At 74.6% G+C, this 17,981-nt stretch carries 16 protein-coding genes; 7 read left to right on the forward strand and 9 right to left on the reverse strand.

Going from position 1 to position 17,981, the window contains the following annotated elements; genetic code table 11:
* Positions 1–206 precede the first annotated feature (206 nt).
* The 5 genes from ACFV0G_RS12715 to ACFV0G_RS12735 all read right to left on the reverse strand — a co-directional run bounded on the left by ACFV0G_RS12715 (position 207) and on the right by ACFV0G_RS12735 (position 5,145).
* Positions 207–1,451, reverse strand: a complete 1,245-nt coding sequence (locus ACFV0G_RS12715) for an MFS transporter (protein ID WP_380545778.1) — start codon at positions 1,449–1,451, stop codon at positions 207–209.
* A 98-nt stretch (positions 1,452–1,549) separates the two neighbouring features.
* Positions 1,550–2,263 carry a dienelactone hydrolase family protein gene (locus tag ACFV0G_RS12720; RefSeq protein WP_380545780.1) on the reverse strand — a complete coding sequence of 238 codons (714 nt, stop codon included), beginning with the start codon at positions 2,261–2,263 and terminating at the stop codon, positions 1,550–1,552.
* Entirely contained in the window at positions 2,260–3,666 is a 1,407-nt protein-coding gene (locus tag ACFV0G_RS12725) for a sugar porter family MFS transporter (protein WP_380545782.1), read from the reverse strand. Before ACFV0G_RS12725 ends, ACFV0G_RS12720 begins: the two co-directional genes overlap by 4 nt.
* Positions 3,667–3,823: 157 nt before the next feature.
* Positions 3,824–4,480, reverse strand: coding sequence for an FMN-binding negative transcriptional regulator (locus tag ACFV0G_RS12730; protein ID WP_380545784.1), 657 nt, complete (start codon positions 4,478–4,480; stop codon positions 3,824–3,826).
* Positions 4,481–4,491: 11 nt separating this feature from the next.
* Positions 4,492–5,145: a pyridoxamine 5'-phosphate oxidase family protein gene (locus ACFV0G_RS12735; RefSeq protein WP_380545786.1), complete on the reverse strand. Its 654-nt coding sequence runs from the start codon at positions 5,143–5,145 to the stop codon at positions 4,492–4,494.
* 34 nt (positions 5,146–5,179) lie between these two features.
* On the opposite strand from ACFV0G_RS12735, the gene ACFV0G_RS12740 reads away from it, so the two are divergent.
* Positions 5,180–6,532 carry an aminotransferase class I/II-fold pyridoxal phosphate-dependent enzyme gene (locus ACFV0G_RS12740; RefSeq protein WP_380545788.1) on the forward strand — a complete coding sequence of 451 codons (1,353 nt, stop codon included), beginning with the start codon at positions 5,180–5,182 and terminating at the stop codon, positions 6,530–6,532.
* 191 nt (positions 6,533–6,723) lie between these two features.
* Positions 6,724–7,875 (forward strand): GDSL-type esterase/lipase family protein, encoded by a 1,152-nt coding sequence (locus ACFV0G_RS12745; RefSeq protein ID WP_380545791.1) that lies wholly within the window; start codon positions 6,724–6,726, stop codon positions 7,873–7,875.
* A 13-nt stretch (positions 7,876–7,888) separates the two neighbouring features.
* Here ACFV0G_RS12745 and ACFV0G_RS12750 read toward each other — a convergent pair whose 3' ends face one another.
* Together ACFV0G_RS12750 and ACFV0G_RS12755 are read right to left on the reverse strand one after the other, a co-directional pair.
* Entirely contained in the window at positions 7,889–9,298 is a 1,410-nt protein-coding gene (locus ACFV0G_RS12750; protein WP_380545793.1) for a glycoside hydrolase family 47 protein, read from the reverse strand.
* A 142-nt stretch (positions 9,299–9,440) separates the two neighbouring features.
* A complete protein-coding gene (locus tag ACFV0G_RS12755) occupies positions 9,441–10,808 on the reverse strand; it encodes an NAD(P)/FAD-dependent oxidoreductase (RefSeq protein WP_380545795.1) in 1,368 nt (455 codons plus the stop codon).
* A gap of 142 nt (positions 10,809–10,950) precedes the next feature.
* On the opposite strand from ACFV0G_RS12755, the gene ACFV0G_RS12760 reads away from it, so the two are divergent.
* The 4 genes from ACFV0G_RS12760 (at position 10,951) to purB (ending at position 14,135) form a co-directional block, all read left to right on the forward strand.
* A complete protein-coding gene (locus tag ACFV0G_RS12760) occupies positions 10,951–11,709 on the forward strand; it encodes a HipA family kinase (RefSeq protein WP_380545797.1) in 759 nt (252 codons plus the stop codon).
* Positions 11,706–12,095, forward strand: coding sequence for a DUF3037 domain-containing protein (locus ACFV0G_RS12765; protein ID WP_380545799.1), 390 nt, complete (start codon positions 11,706–11,708; stop codon positions 12,093–12,095). The genes ACFV0G_RS12760 and ACFV0G_RS12765 overlap by 4 nt, the downstream gene beginning before the upstream one ends.
* A gap of 72 nt (positions 12,096–12,167) precedes the next feature.
* Positions 12,168–12,611 carry a MarR family winged helix-turn-helix transcriptional regulator gene (locus ACFV0G_RS12770; protein WP_380545801.1) on the forward strand — a complete coding sequence of 148 codons (444 nt, stop codon included), beginning with the start codon at positions 12,168–12,170 and terminating at the stop codon, positions 12,609–12,611.
* Positions 12,612–12,704: 93 nt separating this feature from the next.
* Positions 12,705–14,135, forward strand: a complete 1,431-nt coding sequence (gene purB, locus ACFV0G_RS12775; protein ID WP_380545803.1) for an adenylosuccinate lyase — start codon at positions 12,705–12,707, stop codon at positions 14,133–14,135.
* 48 nt (positions 14,136–14,183) lie between these two features.
* Here purB and ACFV0G_RS12780 read toward each other — a convergent pair whose 3' ends face one another.
* Both ACFV0G_RS12780 and ACFV0G_RS12785 read right to left on the reverse strand, forming a co-directional pair.
* A complete protein-coding gene (locus tag ACFV0G_RS12780) occupies positions 14,184–15,695 on the reverse strand; it encodes an MFS transporter (protein WP_380545806.1) in 1,512 nt (503 codons plus the stop codon).
* A 68-nt stretch (positions 15,696–15,763) separates the two neighbouring features.
* A complete protein-coding gene (locus ACFV0G_RS12785) occupies positions 15,764–16,669 on the reverse strand; it encodes a diiron oxygenase (RefSeq protein WP_380545808.1) in 906 nt (301 codons plus the stop codon).
* Between the two features lie 146 nt (positions 16,670–16,815).
* On the opposite strand from ACFV0G_RS12785, the gene ACFV0G_RS12790 reads away from it, so the two are divergent.
* Entirely contained in the window at positions 16,816–17,811 is a 996-nt protein-coding gene (locus ACFV0G_RS12790; RefSeq protein ID WP_380545810.1) for a PHP domain-containing protein, read from the forward strand.
* Positions 17,812–17,981 lie beyond the last annotated feature (170 nt).

Genomic DNA, 17,981 nt, shown 5'->3' on the forward strand with positions numbered 1-17,981 from the left:
GCCCCCGTCCGCCCGCTCCTCCCCGGGGGGGGGGGGGCGGGGCCGCCGGGGGGGGGGGGGGGGGGGGGCGCCCCCCCGCCCCCCCCCCCCCCCCGGCCCGGTTGCCCCAGGAGCCGGGACGCCGTGCACCGCGCACCGTCGGGCCGGGGGTCAGGGCGCGGTGTCGGACAGGGCGTCGGGGGCCGGGGTGCGGTCGGCGGCCCGGGTCAGCCGGCGGACCTCGGGCACCGCGAGGACGGCGACCGCCAGGCCGACGGTGACCAGGGCGCAGGTCCACAGGGCGCCGTCCAGGCCGAGCGCGTCGGCGGCCGGGCCGGCCAGCGCGGTGCCGAGCGGGGTGAGCGCGATCGAGCCGAGGTGGTCGTACGCGGAGACCCGGGAGAACATCTCGGCGGGATCTCCTGCTGCATCGCGACCATCCAGTTGACGCCGAAGACCGTCACGCCGCAGCCGGAGACGAACATCGCGGCGATCAGTACGGGCAGGTCCGCGCCGGAGGCCAGGGCCAGGGCGGGCACGGCGAACAGGAAGACGCCGACGTTGCCGACCAGCAGCAGCCGGCGGGGCTGCCAGCGGGCCATCAGCAGGCCGGCGGCGACCATGCCGATGCCGAGCGCGGCCATCGCCAGGCCCCAGGCGTCCGCGCCGCCGAACCGCCGGGCCGCCACCACCGGGCCGTAGACGGCCTCCACCGCGCCCACGCAGGCGATCATGAGGGAGAACTGCAGGACGACCGCCCAGAGCCAGCGGCGCGAAACGAACTCCCGCCAGCCGAGGCGCAGTTCGTGCACCAGCCCAGGTCGTGCGGCGTCCGGGCGCAGCTGTTCGACCTTCAGCAGGGCGCGCAGCGAGCCGGCCACCGCGAACCCGGCCGCGTCGAGCAGCAGCACCCAGCCGGGGCCGGCCGCGGCGGCCAGCGCGCCGCCGAACGCCGCGCCGCCGATCTGCGACCCGTTCAGCGCCATCCGGTACACCGAGAAGGCCCTGCCGGCGTCGGCCGCGGCCACGCTCTCCATGATCATGCCCTCGGAGGCCGGGGCGTAGAACGCCTGCCCGGCGCCGCCGGCCGCCGCGCAGAGCAGCAGCGACCAGAGCGGGGCGCCGCCGGCCAGCACCAGGGCGGCGAGGACGGTCTGCGAGAGCGCGTTGAACAGGTTGGCGCCGACCATCACCCGGTGCCGGGGTATCCGGTCCGCGAGGGCGCCGCCGACCAGCAGGAAGAGCACCAGGGGCACCAGGCGGGCGGCGGTGACGTAGCCGACCTCCGTGGTGGTGCCGCCCGCCTCCAGGACGGCGAAGGCGGTGGCGATCGGGGCGGCGGCGTTGCCGAGGCCGGCGACCACGGTGGCGGCGGTCTGGATCCGGAAGTTCCGGCCGGCCCAGGCGAACGGGCGGGGCGCCGGGGGCGCCGGGAAGGGCGGCGCCGGGGGGAGCGTGGGGGCGGAGGTCACCCCGAGACTATCGGTGCTCCCCGCCCGGATGTCCATCCGATTACCGGAGACCGGCGTCCGGCCGTCGGTTCCCGGCCCGCCGCGGCCGTGGCCGGGGCTCAGCCCAGGTACCCCCAGAGGAAGCTGAGGGTGCGCTGCCAGGCCGTCCGGGCCTGGAGCGGGTCGTAGGTGCCGGCCGGGTTCTCGTCGTTCATGAAGGCGTGCCCGGCCGGGTAGAAGTGGATCTCCGGCCGCCGGTCGGTGGCCTCGCCGATCAGCATCGCCGCCTCGTCGACCGCCTCCTCGGTGATCGAGGTGTCGAGCTCGCCGTAGTGGCCGAGCACGTGCGCGGTCAGTCCCCGGTAGTCGAAGCCGGGCACCTTCGGCAGGCCGTAGAACGGCACCACCGCCGCGACCCGGTCGCCCTCCTGGGCGGCGAGCACCAGAGCCAGCCCGCCGCCCATGCAGAACCCGACCACGCCGACCGCGTCGCCGACCGTCCGGGGGTGCTCCAGCAGGAAGTCCACCGCGCCGCGCAGGTCCCGTGCCGCGCGGTCGGGCGGCAGCTCCCGCAGCATCCGGGCCGCCTCGTCGCGGTCGTGCGTGGTGGCGCCGCCGTACAGGTCGGGGGCGAGGGCGACGTATCCCTCCGCGGCGAACCGGTCCACCATCGCCGTCATGTGGGTGGTGAGCCCCCACCACTCCTGGACGACCACCAGGCCGGGGCCGACCCCCTGCGGCGGGAGCGCCAGATAGCCGTGCGCGGTCTGCCCGTTGCTGGGGAACTCGACGTTCTGCACCGGCCCGCCGACCGCCTCGTCGTGCCCGCTCATCCCATGTCCTCCAGCGGCCGGCCCTTGGTCTCCTTGATGCAGTACGCCACGAACGGGATGGACAGCAGGGCGAAGCCCGCGTAGATCACGTAGGTGGCCGACAGGTTCCAGTCGGCGAGGTCGGGGAAGCTGACCGTGATCGCCCAGTTGGCGATCCACTGCGCGGACGCGGCGACCGACAACGCCAGGGCCCGGATCGCGTTCGGGAACATCTCGCCGAGCAGCACCCAGACCACCACGCCCCAGGAGAACGCGAAGCAGAAGACGAAGACGTGCGCCGCCACCAGCGCCACGGTGGCGTACGTGCTCTCCAGGGTGGCGGTGTTCCCGGTGCCCTGCCGGTAGGAGAACGCCCAGGCGGCGGTGCCCAGCGAGAGCGCCATGCCGACCGAGCCGGCCAGGGCCAGCGGCTTGCGGCCGATCCGGTCGACCAGGGTCATCGCGACCACCGTGCCGACCACGTTGACGATCGAGGTGGAGAGGCTGATGAGCAGGGAGTTGGACTCGTTGATGCCGACCGACTGCCACAGGAACGACGAGTAGTAGAAGATCACGTTGATGCCGACGAACTGCTGGAACACCGAGGCGCCGATGCCCACCCAGACGATCGGCAGCAGTCCGAAGCGGCCGCCGAGGAGGTCCTTCGCCCGCGGCTTGCGGGACGCGTTCAGCACCGACCGGATCTCGGCGACCCGGGCGTCCAGGTCGACGCCCTGCCCCTCGACCTCGGTGAGCACCTTGCGCGCCTGCTCCTCGCGGTTGTCGGCGATCAGGTAGCGCGGCGACTCGGGGATGGCCAGCGCCATCAGCCCGTACACGAGGGCCGGGATCGTCTCGACGCCGAGCATCCACTGCCAGGCCTGGATCCCGCCCAGGTGGTTGGTGGACTCCCCGCCGGCGGCCTGGTTCAGCGCGTAGTTGGCGAGCTGGGAGACGGTGATGCCGAGGACGATGGCGAGCTGCTGGAACGAGGCCAGCCGGCCGCGGTAGGCGGTGGGGGAGACCTCGGCGATGTACGTCGGGGCGATCACCGAGGCGATGCCGATCGCCACACCGCCGACCACCCGCCACACCGCCAGCACCTGGATGGACGGGGGGAACATCGAGCCGACGCCGCTGAGGGCGAACAGCGTCGCCGCCAGCAGCATCGTCCGCACCCGGCCGAGGTGGTCGGCGAGCCGCCCGGCCACCACTGCGCCGGCCGCCGAGCCCAGCAGGGCGATGGCCACCACGAACGCCGTCTCGCCGTTGCCCACCCCGAAGTGCTTCTGGATCCCGGTCACCGCGCCGTTGATGACCGCGCTGTCGTAGCCGAAGAGGAAGCCGCCCATCGCGGCCGCGGCCGAGATGAACACGACGTGCCCGAGATGGGCCTCCGGATGCGGCGGGGACGAGGTGGACACGGTGACGGGCTCCTCGACGGTGGGCGGCCCGCCTGCTCGGCCGGGAGGTGGACAGGATCCGTTCCACATTCCATCAGTTCCATGCCCGTTGTGCCCGTTTTGCGGCTGATGGGACGACAGCCGACGGCCCGTCCGCCGTTCGGCCGCCACCCGTCGCTCAGCTGCCGTCCGTCACCCGTCCGCCGTCGCCGGCCCGGTGCCCGGCGCGCCGGGCGTTGCGCCGCAGCAGCTGGGTGCGTGCGCCCGCGTCCCGGCCGGTGCCGCGCTCGGCGAGCCGGTCGGCCAGCTCCGCCTGCTCGGCGACCGTCTTCTTGTCGTCGTACTTGAACTTGGCCCGCACCGAGCGCACGGTCAGCCGCAGCCCTCGCAGGCCGGAGAGGAGCGGGCCGAACGGGGCCTCGCCCGGGACCACCCCGAGGGCGGCCTCGGGCTGGAAGTGGGCGACCTGCCGGGTGAGGATCTCCGCCTTGCCCGCCGGGTCGTCGACGATCTCGGCGGTGCAGTCGAAGTGCACCGAGGCGTACAGGCTGGTCGGGGTGCCCGGCTCGCCGCGCCAGTAGCCGGGGGCGTAGGCGTAGTCGTCGGTGACCGCGAGGGTGGCGTGCGGGTCGGCGCGCAGCGCCGCCCAGATCGGGTTCGGCGCCGCGAGGTGGAGCAGGATCTCGCCGGCGTCAGCGTCCAGCAGGAAGTGGGTGGGCACGAGCACCGGTCCGGAGCCGGCCGGGCCGTTCGCCGCCAGCAGCCCGAAGTCGCGGCCCGCCAGCCAGGTGCGCCACTCCGGTTCGCTGCCGCGGTCCCAGGATCTGATCAGCATCGCGGACCCGCTCAGCCCAGCTCGGCCAGGTAGCCGGGCAGCGGGACGGCGGTGCCAGGGTGCGGCTCGGGCGTGCCGTACGCGGTGCGCACCGGGACCACGCCGGACCAGTGCGGCAGGCCGAGGTCGGCCTCGTCGTCGTTCGCGCCGTCGTTGCGGGTCTTGGCCGACACCTCGTCCAGCACCAGCCGGATCACCGCGGTGGCGGCGAGCTCCTTGGCGTTGGCCGGGCGGACGTCTGCCGAGCGGCCGGGTACCGCCTGGTCCACCAGCGCGTCGAGTGCCACCGCGAGCTCGTCGGGGTCGGTGACCTGGTGGGCGGTGCCGTGTGCCACCACCGAGCGGAAGTTGACGGAGTGGTTGAAGGCGGACTTGGTCAGCACCAGGCCGTCGACCAGGGTGACGGTGACGCAGACCGGCAGGCCCCGGTCGTCCCCGGCGGCGCGCAGCGGGCGGCTGCCGGTGGAGCCGTGGACGTACAGCCGGTCGCCGACCCGGGCGTAGATGGTCGGCAGGACGACCGGCGCGCCGTCCACGACGAAGCCGAGGTGGCATATCCAGGAGGCGTCGAGGACGGCGTGGATCGCCTCGCGCTCCCAGGTCGCCCGCTCCCGGTAGCGGGTGGGCGTGGTCCGGGCGGTCCGGGCGTAGGCGGTGTCCGACATGACAACCCCTCTGTACTAGTGCATAATGTTCTTTGTGCTAGGAGAGTATCCGATCAAGGGTCGGCGTGCCAGCGAGATCGCCGCCGACGTCGAACGGGCCGTGGGCACGGGCGAACTGCCGCCCGGCACGGCCCTCCCGCCGCTGCGCGACCTCGCCGCCGACCTCGGCGTCAACCCCAACACCGTCGCCGCCGCCTACCGCCTGCTGCGCGACCGCGGCGTCATCGAGACCGCCGGGCGCAAGGGCAGCCGGATCCGCCCCCGGCCGGTCACCACCCCGCGCGACCAGATCCGGATCCCCGTCCCGGCCGGCGCCGTGGACGTCTCCGCGGGCAACCCCGACCCCGCCCTGCTGCCCGCCCTCGGGCCCGCCCTCGCCGTTGCCGCGGCCGCCGCCGACCGGGCGCCCGTGCTCTACGGCCACCCCGCCGCCGACCCCGGCCTGCTCGACCTGGCCCGCGCCTCCTTCGCCGCCGACGGCGCCCCGGACGGCGCCCTGGCGGTCTGCTCGGGCTCCCTCGACACCATCGAACAGGCCCTCGTCACCCGGCTGCGCCCCGGCGACACCGTCGCCGTCGAGGACCCGGGCTGGGGCAGCCTGCTCGACCTGCTGCCCGCCCTCGGCCTCCGGCCCGCCCCGGTCGCCCTGGACGACGAGGGCCCGCTGCCCGACGCCGTGAACGCCGCGCTCGCCGCCGGCGCCCGCTGCCTGATCGTCACCAGCCGCGCCCAGAACCCGACCGGCGCCGCCCTGACCGAGGCCCGCGCCGCCGACCTGCGCGCCGTCCTGGCCCGCCACCCGGGCATCCTGCTGATCGAGGACGACCACGGCCACGGCATGGTCGACCAGCCGTTCCGCTCGCTCGCCGCGGCACCCGACGGCGGGCCCGCGCTGCCGAGCCGACTGCTCGTCAGGTCCGCCGCCAAGGCGTACGGGCCCGACCTGCGGCTGTCGGTGGCGGTCGGCGACGAGGAGACCATCGGCCGGATCCTGGGGCGCCAGCGGCTGGCCACCGGCTGGGTCAGCCACCTCCTGCAGTGCGCGGTCGCCGAACTCTGGCGCACCGACGCGGCCCCGGTGGCGCGGGTCGCCGCCGCCTACCGCGCCCGCCGCGAGGCGCTGCTGGCCGGGCTCGCCCGGCACGGCATCGCCGGTCACGGCGAGAGCGGGCTGAACGTCTGGGTGCCGGTGCCCGACGAGACGGCGGTGACGGCCGCCCTGCTCCAGCGCGGCTGGGTCGCCGCGCCCGGTGCGCGGTTCCGGCTGCAGTCCCCGCCCGGCATCCGGCTCACCCCGGCCGCACTCACCGCCGAGGAGGCCGCCCGGCTGGCGGACGACCTGGCCGCGGTGCTGCGCACCGGGCGGGGGGCGCCCCGGCTGACCTGAGCGGGCGACGGGCGGCGGGAGTGATCTCCGTCACGCACGGACATGCTCCGTCACCGAGCGAATTTGATGCTGCAGATACCTGGCGGTAACAACCGCGGGCATGTCATCTTCTCCACGCCACCGGCCGGCGGTCCACCCTCACCAGCGCCTCGCTACCCCACGCGCGCGAGGCCGTCCGCAGGAGTTCCGCCGTGCCCGAGAACCGCACGCCCCCCAGAGCCGCCGCCCTGCTCACCGCCGCAGCCCTCGTCCTGCCGCTGCTCCTGGCCACCCCGGCCCCCGCCGCGGCCGCCACCGGTCCCACCGCCGTCGTCTCCATGGGCGACAGCTACATCTCCGGCGAGGCCGGCCGCTGGAAGGGCAACAGCGACACCACCTCCGGCAGCCGCGACGGCACCGACCGCGCCTGGACGGGCAGCGGCTACGACCCGACCCGGGTCTACGGCACCACCTACGCGAGCGGGTGCGACCGGTCCGACGTCGCCGAGGTCCGCTCCGCGCCCACCGTCGCGCAGACCCAGATCAACCTCGCCTGCTCCGGCGCCACCACCGCCAACGTCTTCCGCGCCGCCAACGGCGGACAGTCCTTCAAGGGCGAGGCCCCGCAGGCCGACCAGCTCGCCCAGGTCGCCGCGAACAACACGGTCAAGCTGATCACGCTGTCCGTCGGCGGCAACGACCTCGGCTTCGCGGACGTGATCTCCACCTGCGTGCAGGACTACGAGATCTGGTACTCGTACTGCAACGACGACCAGCAGGCCGCGGTGGACGCGAAGATGTCCACCGCGATGGCCGGCGTCGGCAAGTCGATCGACGAGGTCCGGGCGGTGATGTCCGCCGCCGGGTACGCGAGCGGCAGCTACCGGATCGTCCTGCAGTCCTACCCCTCGCCGATCCCGCGCAGCAGCGAGAACCGCTACCCGGAGAGCGGCTGGAGCCGGACGAGCACCGGCGGCTGCCCGTTCTGGGACGGCGACGCCACCTGGGCCCGCGACACCCTCGTCCCGGAGATCTCCGACCACCTCGCCGCGGTGGCGGCGGCCAAGGGCGTGCAGTTCCTCGACCTGCGCGACCTGCTGCAGGGCCGCGAGGTCTGCTCCACCGCCACCAGGCTCGCCGCACCGGGCACCGCACCCTCGGCGACCACCAGCGAGTGGGCCCGCTTCCTGGACATGGGCACCACCACGCAGGGCACCCTGCAGGAGTCCTTCCACCCCAACTACTACGCCGAGCTCGCCCTCGGCCGCTGCCTGACCCTGCTCGCCGCCCAGACGTCCGGCAACTGGTCCTGCCGCAACACCCCGGGCCAGGACGCCGCCGGGATGTACCTGACGGCCCGCTGACCCGGCCGGACGGTCAGCCCCGCACGGCGCCGCGCAGCAGCTTCCCCTCCGTCGACAGCAGGCCGGAGCGGTAGTCGAAGCGCGGCGCCGCCGCGAACATCAGGTAGAGGTACTTCGGGTTCTCCGCGAACCAGTAGCCCGGGGTCAGGTCGCCGCGCCGCACCGGCGACACCTCGTCGGCGACCGTGTACCCTCCGGGCACCCGCAGGTTGTCCCGCAGCCCGGCGAAGTACCGGTACGCGGTCTCCTTGAAGTACGGGTCGCCGGTCAGCCGCCACAGGTCGAAGGAGGAGTTGACGTACTCCGGCCGCAGGTCGTTGCGGCCCGAGGTCACCGAGGCGCCCCCGTAGTCGATCGCCTCCGGCACCACCGGGTTGTTGTCGAGGATCATCGTCCAGGTGCGGTAGTAGTCGCGCCCCGCGTCCAGGTCGCCGCCCTTGCCGAGCAGCCCCGCGTAGAACGAGCCGAGCTCGGAGGCGCCCCGGCCGACGGTGCGCCCGGTGGCGTAGTCGACCTGCCGGTACCAGGCGTAGCCGCCCTGCCGCTCCAGCTGGCGGCCGAGCACCGCGTCGGTCAGCAGCCGGTACCAGTCCCGCAGTTCGCCGTCGCCGAAGAGCTCGGCGCCCGCCCACAGGTACTCGTAGAAGGAGTCGACCGGCGGGTTGGGCGCGCACGCGGTGGTGTCCTTCCACCGCCCGCTCTCGATGTTCAGCGAGGTGCCGAGCAGGTCGAGCGCGGAGCGGCGCTGGACGACCGCGCGCAGCGCGCGCTTGGCGGCGTCCCAGTACTTCTGATCGCCCGTCAGCTGCGAGAGCAGGCCGAACTCCAGCACGTTGGAGCCGATCTCGGCGAGCGGGCTGGTGGTGCCGGAGACCGCGCCGGTGCGCAGGTTGACGTAGCGGTACGGCATGCCGGTGGGGGAGCGGGTGAAGGCGGGCAGCAGCCGGTCCGCGAGCTCGCGGCAGCGGGTCAGCAGGGCGTCCCGGCCGGTGCACAGGTGGCCCGCGAGCAGCCCGCCGACGAGCCGGATGACCGCCTCGAAGACCTGGACGTCGGCGTCCTGCGCCGGGTCGAGGTGCTGCTCGATCCAGTCGGCGCAGAGCCGGACGTCGTCGTCCAGCCCCATCAGCCACAGGGTGTCCAGTGCCTCGACGATCGACAGGCCGAAGGTCCGCCCGTCGGCGAAGAAGTCGTTGCGGGTGCCGGAGACCGGCCGGACCTCGTCCCAGCCCCAGGCGACCTGCTTGTACCCCTCCCAGCTGTGCACGAACTCGTCGCGGATCTCGCGGGCCGCCGCCGCGTCCGCGGGCACGTCGGCGGGCGCGGCGAGCGCCCGGGCGGGCCCGGCGAGTGCGGCACCGGCGGTGGCGGCGGCCGCGGCGGACAGCACGGTGCGGCGGCGGGGCAGGGAGATTGGTCGCATGCCGCCGGACGCTAATCGCGGCCGCGGCGCGCTGTCCGACAATCACCCGGGCATGCGTGTCGGCGCTACCGCCCAGGTCAGGGCGGTAGCGCCGGGGCCGGCCGGCGGGCGGATTCACCCGACCGGTGACACTGACTCTCCGTCAGGTGGCGGATCCCCGCGCCAGCAGCGACTGGGCGTGCTCGCGCACCTGGTCACGGGTCAGATAGGCGTCGGTGTACTCGAAGTCCTGCAGCCGGGCGGGCTGCCGGGCCAGGAAGCCGGTCCGCACGAAGTCGTCGCCGGCGGTGGCGTTCAGCAGCCAGTTCGCGCCGACCCGGAACTTGCTCGAGTTGGTCCGCATCGCCATCAGGTGGTAGCCCCGGGCGACCAGCTGCGCGGGCAGCCCGTGCAGTTCGACGCCGAGCGGCTTGGAGACGGCGTCCTTGCCGCCGAGGTCCACCACCAGGCCGAGATCCTTGTGGTAGTACGGCTCCAGCGGCTGGTTGCGCAGCGCCGCCGCCACGTTGTCGGCGACGGCCTTGCCCTGGCGGGCGGCGTGCTGGGCGGTCGGCGGGCAGACCGCGCCGTCGCCCTGCGCGAGGTCCGGTACGGCGGCCGCGTCGCCGAGCGCGAACACCCCGTCGAACTGCGGCACCCGCATCTCCGCGGTGACCGCGATCCGGCCGCGCACGGTCTCCGCGTCCAGCGTGCCGATCAGCGGGCTGGCGGTGACCCCCGCCGTCCAGATCAGCGTCCGGCTCGGCAGCACCCGGCCGTCGGTGAACTTCACGCTCTCCGCGCCGACCTCGGCCACCGAGACGCCCAGCGACACCTCGACGCCGCGCCCGCGCAGGATCTCCAGCGCGGTGGTGCCGAGCTTGTCGCCCAGCTCCGGCATCAGCTTGGGGGCGATGTCGATCAGGTGCCACTTGATCAGCCGCGGGTCCAGCCGCGGGTAGCGCCGGATCGCCGCGGTGGTGAGCCGCTGGAGGCAGGCCGCGGTCTCGGTGCCCGCGTAGCCGCCGCCGACCACCACGAACTGCAGCCGGGACTCCCGCTCGCGCTGGTCCAGCGTGGTCGAGGCGAGGTCCAGCTGCGCGATCACGTGGTCGCGGATGTACGCGGCCTCGGCCAGCGTCTTCATCCCGCGGGCGTAGTCGGTCAGCCCCGGGATGTCGAACGTGCGGGTGACGCTGCCCGGTGCGAGCACCAGGTAGTCGTACCGCTCCGCCACCACCTCGTCGGTGATCTTGCGGACCACGATCACCTTGGCCCGCGGGTCCACCCCGATCGCGCCGCCCGGCACGATGTGCGTGCGGCGCAGGCTGCGGCGCAGTGACACCGCGACCGACTGCGGCGTCAGCACGCCGGCCGCGACGTGCGGCAGCAACGGCAGGTAGAGCTGGTAGCTGAACGGGGTGACGAGCGAGATCTCCGCCTCGGAGGGCGCGAGCTTGTGTTCCAGCCGGCGGGCGCACTCCAGCCCGGCGAAGCCGCCGCCGACGATCAGGATCCGAGGTCGCTCCATCGTCCATCCCTTACGTGCTGGTCCGTTGCGTGCTGGTCCGTGCCGTAGAGAGCCACTGTCTGGCCACACTCGCACGGACGAACGGCACCTGCCACCGCAGTGCGGCGGCGAGAGGCACCCGCGGGGTCGGTACGCTGGCCGGATGCTCCCCGAGGTGACGGCGCTCCGCTATGTGACGCCCCTGCGCGAAGGCGGCTCGATGCCCGGCCTGGTCGAGGGCGACGACCGCAGGCTGTACGTGCTGAAGTGGTGCGGCGCCGCGCAGGGCCGCAAGGCCCTGGTGGCCGAGGTACTGGCCGGCGAGCTCGGCCGCGGCCTCGGCCTGCCGGTGCCCGAACTCGTCCTGCTCGACCTCGACCCGGTGCTCGCCCGCAGCGAGCCCGAGGTCCAGATCCAGGAGCAGATGCGGGCCAGCGGCGGCGCCAACCTCGGCATGGCGTTCGTCAGCGGCGCCCTCAACTTCGACCCGCTCTGCTTCGACGTCGACCCGGAACTCGCCGGGCGGGTGCTCTGGTTCGACGCCCTGATCGGCAACGTCGACCGCTCCTGGCGCAACCCCAACCTGCTGGTCGCGGCCGGCGGGCTGCGCCTGATCGACCACGGCGCCAGCCTGATCTTCCATCACCACTGGGCCGGCGCGGCCGGCTGGGTGGCCCGCCGCTACGACGCCGCGGACCACGCGCTGCTGCCCGCGGCGCCCGACCTGAAGGCCGCCGACGCCGAACTCGCCCCGCGCGCGGCGGCGGCCCTGGAGGCGGCACTGGCCGCCGTCCCCGACGTGTGGCTCGCCGACGAGCCGGGCTTCGCCGCGCCCGACGACGTCCGCGCCGCCTACCGTGCGCAGCTGACGGCCCGGCTGGCGGGCCCCCGCGACTGGCTCCCGGAGGTGTCCGCCCGATGAGCGCGACCGGCTACCACGACTACGAGTACGCGGTGATCCGCGCCGTGCCGCGGGTCGAACGCGGCGAGTTCGTCAACGTCGGGGTCCTGCTCTACTGCCGGCAGAGCGGCTACCTCGGCGCCCGCACCCACCTGGACCAGGGGCGGCTGCTGGCCCTCGACCCGGTCGCGGACGTCGCCGGGGTGCGCCGGGCGCTGCACGGCGTCGAGGGCGTCTGCGGCGGCGGCGGGGCGGCCGGCCCGGCCGCGGGCGACAGCCCCGGGCAGCGCTTCCGCTGGCTCACCGCGCCGCGCAGCGCCGTGGTGCAGCCGGGCCCGGTGCACACCGGTCTGACCGCCGACCCGGAGGCCGAGCTGCGGCACCTGTTCGAGCAGCTGGTGCTGTGACGCCCGCCGCGGGGAAGTCCTTTGAACGGTCAAAGCTGGAGATGGTGAACCATTCCGTCGTACCCTGACCCCATGGGCACCAACGCCACCGCCACCCCGCCGACCACCGCCGACCTGATGGAGACGGTGGCCGCCGTGGGCGCCGCCTACTTCCAGGACTTCGCCGCGGCCGCCGCCCGGCACGGTCTCAACTCCTCGCAGGCCAAGGCGCTCAAGGCCGTCCGCGAGCCGGTCCCGATGCGGGCGCTGGCCGGTCGGCTGGGCTGCGACGCGTCCAACGTGACCGGCATCGTGGACCGCCTGGAGTCCCTCGGCCTGGCCCAGCGGGAGGCCGCCGCGGGCGACCGCCGGGTGAAGATCGTCGGTATCACCGAGCAGGGCCGCGAGGTGCTGGAGCGGATCCGCACCGACATGGTCCGCGCCCAGGAGGCGTTCGACAGCCTCGACGCCGAGCAGCGGGTCGCCCTGGAGTCGCTCTGCCGCCAGGTGCTGCCGCTGCTCTGCGCCACCCGCTAGGCGCCGCCGCTCGGGCCCGCCCCCCGGACCTGCGGGGGAGCGGCGCCGAGGCGGCTCGGGCCCGCCCGGCCTCGACTGTTAGGCTTGCGAAGCGTGAGCGCGAAGCCCCAGATCCCCAATGTCCTGGCCTCCCGGTACGCCTCGGCGACCCTGGCCCAGCTGTGGTCCCCCGAGCACAAGGTGGTCCTCGAGCGCCACCTGTGGCTCGCCGTCCTGAAGGCCCAGCAGGACCTCGGCATCGAGGTTCCGGCCGACGCCGTCGCCGACTACGAGCGCGTCATCGACCAGGTCGACCTGGAGTCGATTGCCGCCCGCGAGCGCGTCACCCGGCACGACGTGAAGGCCCGCATCGAGGAGTTCAGCGACCTCGCCGGGCACGAGCAGATCCACAAGGGCATGACCTCGCGCGACCTCACCGAGAACGTCGAGCAGCTCCAGATCCGCCAGTCGCTGGAGCACGTCCGCGACCGCACCGTCGCCGTCCTCGTCCGCCTCGGCCGGCTCTCCGCCCAGTACGGCGAGCTGGTCATGGCCGGCCGCTCGCACAACGTCGCCGCCCAGGCCACCACCCTCGGCAAGCGCTTCGCCACCGTCGCGGACGAGCTGCTGGTCGCCTTCGCGCGCCTCGAGGAGCTCATCGCCCGCTACCCGCTGCGCGGCATCAAGGGCCCGGTCGGCACCGCCCAGGACATGCTCGACCTGCTCGGCGGCGACGCCGAGAAGCTCTCCGAGCTGGAGCGTCGGGTCGCCGGCCACCTCGGCTTCGACCACGTGCTCACCAGCGTCGGCCAGGTCTACCCGCGCTCGCTGGACTTCGAGGTGACCTCCGCCCTCGTCCAGCTCTCCGCCGCGCCGTCCAGCCTCGCCAAGACGATCCGCCTGATGGCCGGCCACGAGCTGGTCACCGAGGGTTTCAAGGCCGGCCAGGTCGGCTCCTCGGCGATGCCGCACAAGATGAACACCCGCTCCTGCGAGCGCGTCAACGGCCTCGCCGTCATCCTGCGCGGCTACGCCTCGATGACCGCCGAGCTCGGCGGCGACCAGTGGAACGAGGGCGACGTCTCCTGCTCCGTCGTCCGCCGGGTCGCCCTGCCGGACGCCTTCTTCGCCTTCGACGGCCTGCTGGAGACCTTCCTCACCGTCCTCGACGAGTTCGGCGCCTTCCCGGCCGTCATCGAGGCCGAGCTCGACCGCTACCTGCCGTTCCTCGCCACCACCAAGGTCCTGATGGGCGCGGTGCGGGCCGGCGTCGGCCGGGAGACCGCGCACGAGGTCATCAAGGAGCACGCGGTGGCCTCCGCGCTCGCCATGCGTGAGGGCGCCCGCGAGAACGCGCTGCTCGGCCGCCTCGCCGAGGACGAGCGGATCCCGCTCGACCGGGCCGCGCTGGACGCGCTGCTCGCCGACCGGCTCTCCTTCACCGGCGCGGCCGGTGCCCAGGTCGCCGAGATCGTCCGCCGGATCGAGGCCGTCGCCGCGGCCCACCCGGAGGCCGCGAAGTACGCGCCGGGCGACATCCTCTGAGCCCGCTCGGAGTGCCCGCAGGGTGAAGCAGGGGCGGTCGGCCGCGGTTCAGCGGTCGGCCGCCCGCTGCTGTTCCTCCAGCTCCGGGCAGTGCCCCGGGTCCATCGGCGGGGTGGTGGTGTCGCACCGCCACTCGCAGTTCGGCTCCGCGACCGGCCGGTCCGGCTCCAGCGCGTCGCTGCGCACGGTCGCCAGCGCCAGCAGTCCGCCGGTCGCCAGCAGGCCGGCGCAGATCATCATCGCGGTGCCGAACGCGTCGTCCACCTCGGCCGGGACGCGGTAGGCGTTGCCGGTCAGCCCCGACAGCGCGGGCAGCGCCGCCACCGCGAGCAGTCCGGCGGCGCGGGCCGCCGCGTTGTTCACCCCGCTGGCGATCCCGGCCCGCCGCACCTCCACGGCCGCCAGCACGGTCGCCGTCAGCGGCGCGACCAGCAGCGCCATCCCCGCGCCCATCACGGTCACGGCGGGCAGCACATCGGTCCAGTACGAGGCGCCGGGCCCGATCCGCAGCATCAGCAGCACCCCGCAGGCACAGACCAGCGGTCCGACGAACAGCGGCAGCCGCGGCCCGATCCGCCGGCTCAGCCGTCCGGCCCGGCCGGAGAAGGCCAGCATCATCACCGTGATCGGCACCAGGGCCACCCCGGCGGTCAGCGGGCTGAAGCCGGACACCACCTGCAACTGCACGGTCAGCAGCAGGAAGACCCCGCTGAAGGCGCCGTACACGCAGAGCGTCACCAGGTTCACCGCGGTGAACAGCCGCGAGGAGAACAGCTCCAGCGGCAGCATCGGCTCCGCCGCCCGCCGCTCCACCAGCACGAACGCCACCCCGAACGCCAGCCCCAGCACCCCGGCCACCGGTGCCGCGGTGCTGCCTGTCTCGGTCAGCGCGTACGTCACCCCGGCCAGGGCCAGCGCGGCCAGCGCGGCCCCGAGCACGTCGAAGCGCCCGGACTGCTCGGGATCGCGGGTCTCCGGCACGTGCCGCAGCGACACCGCGACCACCACCGCCGCCACCGGCACGTTCAGCAGGAAGATCCACCGCCAGCCCGGGCCGTCCACCAGCCAGCCGCCGAGGAACGGCCCCACCGCGGCCGCCACCCCGCCCAGGCCCGACCAGGCGCCGACCGCGCCGGCCCGGTCGTCCGGGTGGAACACCGCCTGGAGCATGGCCAGCGAGCCGGGCGTCAGCAGCGCACCGCCGATGCCCTGCAGTGCCCGCGCCGCGATCAGCACCTCGATGGTCGGGGCCGCCGCGCAGATCGCCGACGCGGCCGCGAACCAGCAGACGCCGATCAGGAACACCCGGCGCCGCCCGTACCGGTCGCCGAGCGAGCCGCCCAGCAGGATCAGTGCGGCGAGGGTGAGCAGATAGGCGTTGACCGTCCACTGCAGTGACGCCAGCGAGGCGTTGAGGTCCTGGCCGATCCGCGGCAGCGCCACGTTGACCACGGTGCCGTCCAGCATCGCCATGCCGGAGCCCAGCACGGTCGCCAGCAGCACCCACCGCGCCCGCGCGCTGCCGAGGCGGAGCCCCCCGGCCGTTCCGTTGCCGTCCACCCTCCGATCCTCCGCCCGGAGGGGGGCGCCGCGCACCCCGCTCGGCGGATCCGGGCGGCCCGGCGCGCTCAGTCGGCGCCGAGCAGGCCGGCCCGGCGCCACTGCGGCGCGGTGCGCTCGTCGATCACCCCGATCTCGGTGAAGAACGCCATCGCCTTGCGAGCCCAGTCCACCTTGGTCCGCTGCCAGTGCGGGTTCTGCGCGGCGGCGCGCCGGGCCTCCCGCGCGTCGAGCCCGGAGAGGGCGTAGACCCGCGGGTGCACCAGCTCGGCGACGGCCAGCCGGGCCAGCACCACCAGCCCGCGCCGGAACACCGCCTTGCGCGCCGGGCTCATCCGGGCCCAGCGCCGCTCCAGCTCCGGTTTGGCGTACCCGATGTGCCGGGCCTCCTCCACCACGTGGATCCGCGCCACCGACCGGGCCAGCGGCTGCAGCGCCTCGTCGCGGATCATCTCCCGCTGCATCGCGTCGGTGAACTCCTCGACGAAGATCGCGCCGGCGAAGGTCATCGTGGTGTCGTTCAGCAGGAAGTGGATCTTCCCGCGGCGCTGCGCCCGGGCGGAGACCCGGGCGGACGGGTACCCGGTGGCGGTGATGTAGCGGGCGAACATCGTCGAGTGCCGGCACTCGTCGGCGACCTCGGTCAGCGCGTACTGGGCGTGCCGGGTGGTCAGGTCGCCGTCGTACACGTGCCGGATCAGGCCCTCCATCAGCACCAGCTCGAACCAGATGCCGGCAGCCGCGGAGGCGGCGAACTGGTGCACGCTCAGCCGGGCCTGCTGCTGCGGGGTCAGGCCCGCCCACAGCGGGGTGCCGTAGAGGGCGACCCGGTGGGCGGGCAGGGCGAAGTGGTCCGGGTCCACCGGGGCGTCCCAGTCGATCTCGGTCATCGGGTCGTAGGAGTGCCGGGCGGAGGCGCGCAGCAGGCGGTCGGCGTTCTGCTCGCGGTCCTTGGTGCGGGCGGTGTCGCGCATCGGGGCTCCGGTGGGGGTGGGGGAGGAGCGGAGGTCCACCCGCAGTCAACCAGTTAGACGACATGTCAACAAGGCCTCCGGCGGCCCGGAAACCGCCCGGGGGCGGCCCGGGAGCGGCCCGCCGGGGCTCCCGCCACACTGGGCCCATGGACCCCGTCGCAGCACTGGAACGCATCGCCTTCCTGCTGGAGCGCGAGGACGCCTCGCCGTACCGGGTGAAGGCCTTCCGCACCGCGGCCGCCGCCGCCCGATCGCTGCCCGCCGGCCCCCTCGACGCGGACCGCGCCGCCCGGCTGCCCGGCGTCGGACCGGTCACCGCGCAGGTCATCGCCGAGGCCTCGGCCGGCGACACCCCCGGCTACCTCGCCGAGGCCGAGGAGCGCGCGGGCCCGCTCGCCGAGGGCGGGGAGCAGCTGCGCGCCGCCCTGCGCGGCGACTGCCACCTGCACTCCGACTGGTCGGACGGCGGCAGCCCGATCGAGGAGATGGCCCGCACCGCCCGCGACCTCGGCCACGAGTGGGCCGTGCTGACCGACCACTCCCCGCGGCTGACCGTCGCCAACGGGCTGAGCGCCGAGCGGCTCCGCGAGCAGCTGCGGGTGGTCGCCGCCGTCAACCGCGAGCTCGCCCCGTTCCGCCTGCTGACCGGGATCGAGTGCGACATCCTCGACGACGGCGGCCTCGACCAGGACCCGGCGCTGCTCGCCGAGCTCGACGTGGTCGTCGCCTCCGTCCACTCCAAACTGCGGATGGACCGGGCCGCGATGACCCGGCGGATGACCGCCGCCGTCCGCAACCCGCTGGTCGACGTGCTCGGCCACTGCACCGGCCGGCTGGTCGCCGGCAAGCGGGCCCGGCCGGAGTCGGCCTTCGACGCCGACGCGGTCTTCGCGGCCTGCGCCGAGACCGGCACCGCCGTCGAGATCAACTGCCGCCCGGACCGCCGCGACCCGCCGTCCCGGCTGATCGCCCGGGCACTGGACGCGGGGTGCCTGTTCACGATCGACACCGACGCCCACGCGCCCGGCCAGCTCGACTGGCAGCCGTACGGCTGCGCCCGGGCCGAGGCCGCGGGCGTCCCGGAGGACCGGGTGGTCACCACGCTGCCGCTCGACGGGCTGCTCGCCTGGGCCGCCCGCTGACGCCCGCTCCCGCTGACGCCCGTGCCCCCCGGGCCCCGCCCGGGGGGGGGGCGGGGGCCACTCACCCCACCCGCGCCGCGCGCCCCGCCCCCCCCGGGGGGGGCGGGGGCCGGGGCGGGGGGGGCCCCTCGACGGCTCCCACCATCAGGCGCGTCGGGGCGGCCCAAAAC

Source organism: Kitasatospora sp. NPDC059571, from assembly GCF_042735675.1.
Classification (GTDB): domain Bacteria; phylum Actinomycetota; class Actinomycetes; order Streptomycetales; family Streptomycetaceae; genus Kitasatospora.

Excerpts from the sequence above, each read along its gene's own strand:
- ACFV0G_RS12720 (WP_380545780.1), bottom strand. The coding sequence starts at position 2,263 with ATGAGCGGGCACGACGAGGCGGTCGGCGGGCCGGTGCAGAACGTCGAG.
- ACFV0G_RS12730 (WP_380545784.1), bottom strand. The coding sequence starts at position 4,480 with ATGCTGATCAGATCCTGGGACCGCGGCAGCGAACCGGAGTGGCGCACC.
- ACFV0G_RS12735 (WP_380545786.1), bottom strand. The coding sequence starts at position 5,145 with ATGTCGGACACCGCCTACGCCCGGACCGCCCGGACCACGCCCACCCGC.
- ACFV0G_RS12750 (WP_380545793.1), bottom strand. The coding sequence starts at position 9,298 with ATGCGACCAATCTCCCTGCCCCGCCGCCGCACCGTGCTGTCCGCCGCG.
- ACFV0G_RS12755 (WP_380545795.1), bottom strand. The coding sequence starts at position 10,808 with ATGGAGCGACCTCGGATCCTGATCGTCGGCGGCGGCTTCGCCGGGCTG.
- ACFV0G_RS12760 (WP_380545797.1), top strand. The coding sequence starts at position 10,951 with ATGCTCCCCGAGGTGACGGCGCTCCGCTATGTGACGCCCCTGCGCGAA.
- ACFV0G_RS12765 (WP_380545799.1), top strand. The coding sequence starts at position 11,706 with ATGAGCGCGACCGGCTACCACGACTACGAGTACGCGGTGATCCGCGCC.
- ACFV0G_RS12770 (WP_380545801.1), top strand. The coding sequence starts at position 12,168 with ATGGGCACCAACGCCACCGCCACCCCGCCGACCACCGCCGACCTGATG.
- ACFV0G_RS12785 (WP_380545808.1), bottom strand. The coding sequence starts at position 16,669 with ATGCGCGACACCGCCCGCACCAAGGACCGCGAGCAGAACGCCGACCGC.
- ACFV0G_RS12790 (WP_380545810.1), top strand. The coding sequence starts at position 16,816 with ATGGACCCCGTCGCAGCACTGGAACGCATCGCCTTCCTGCTGGAGCGC.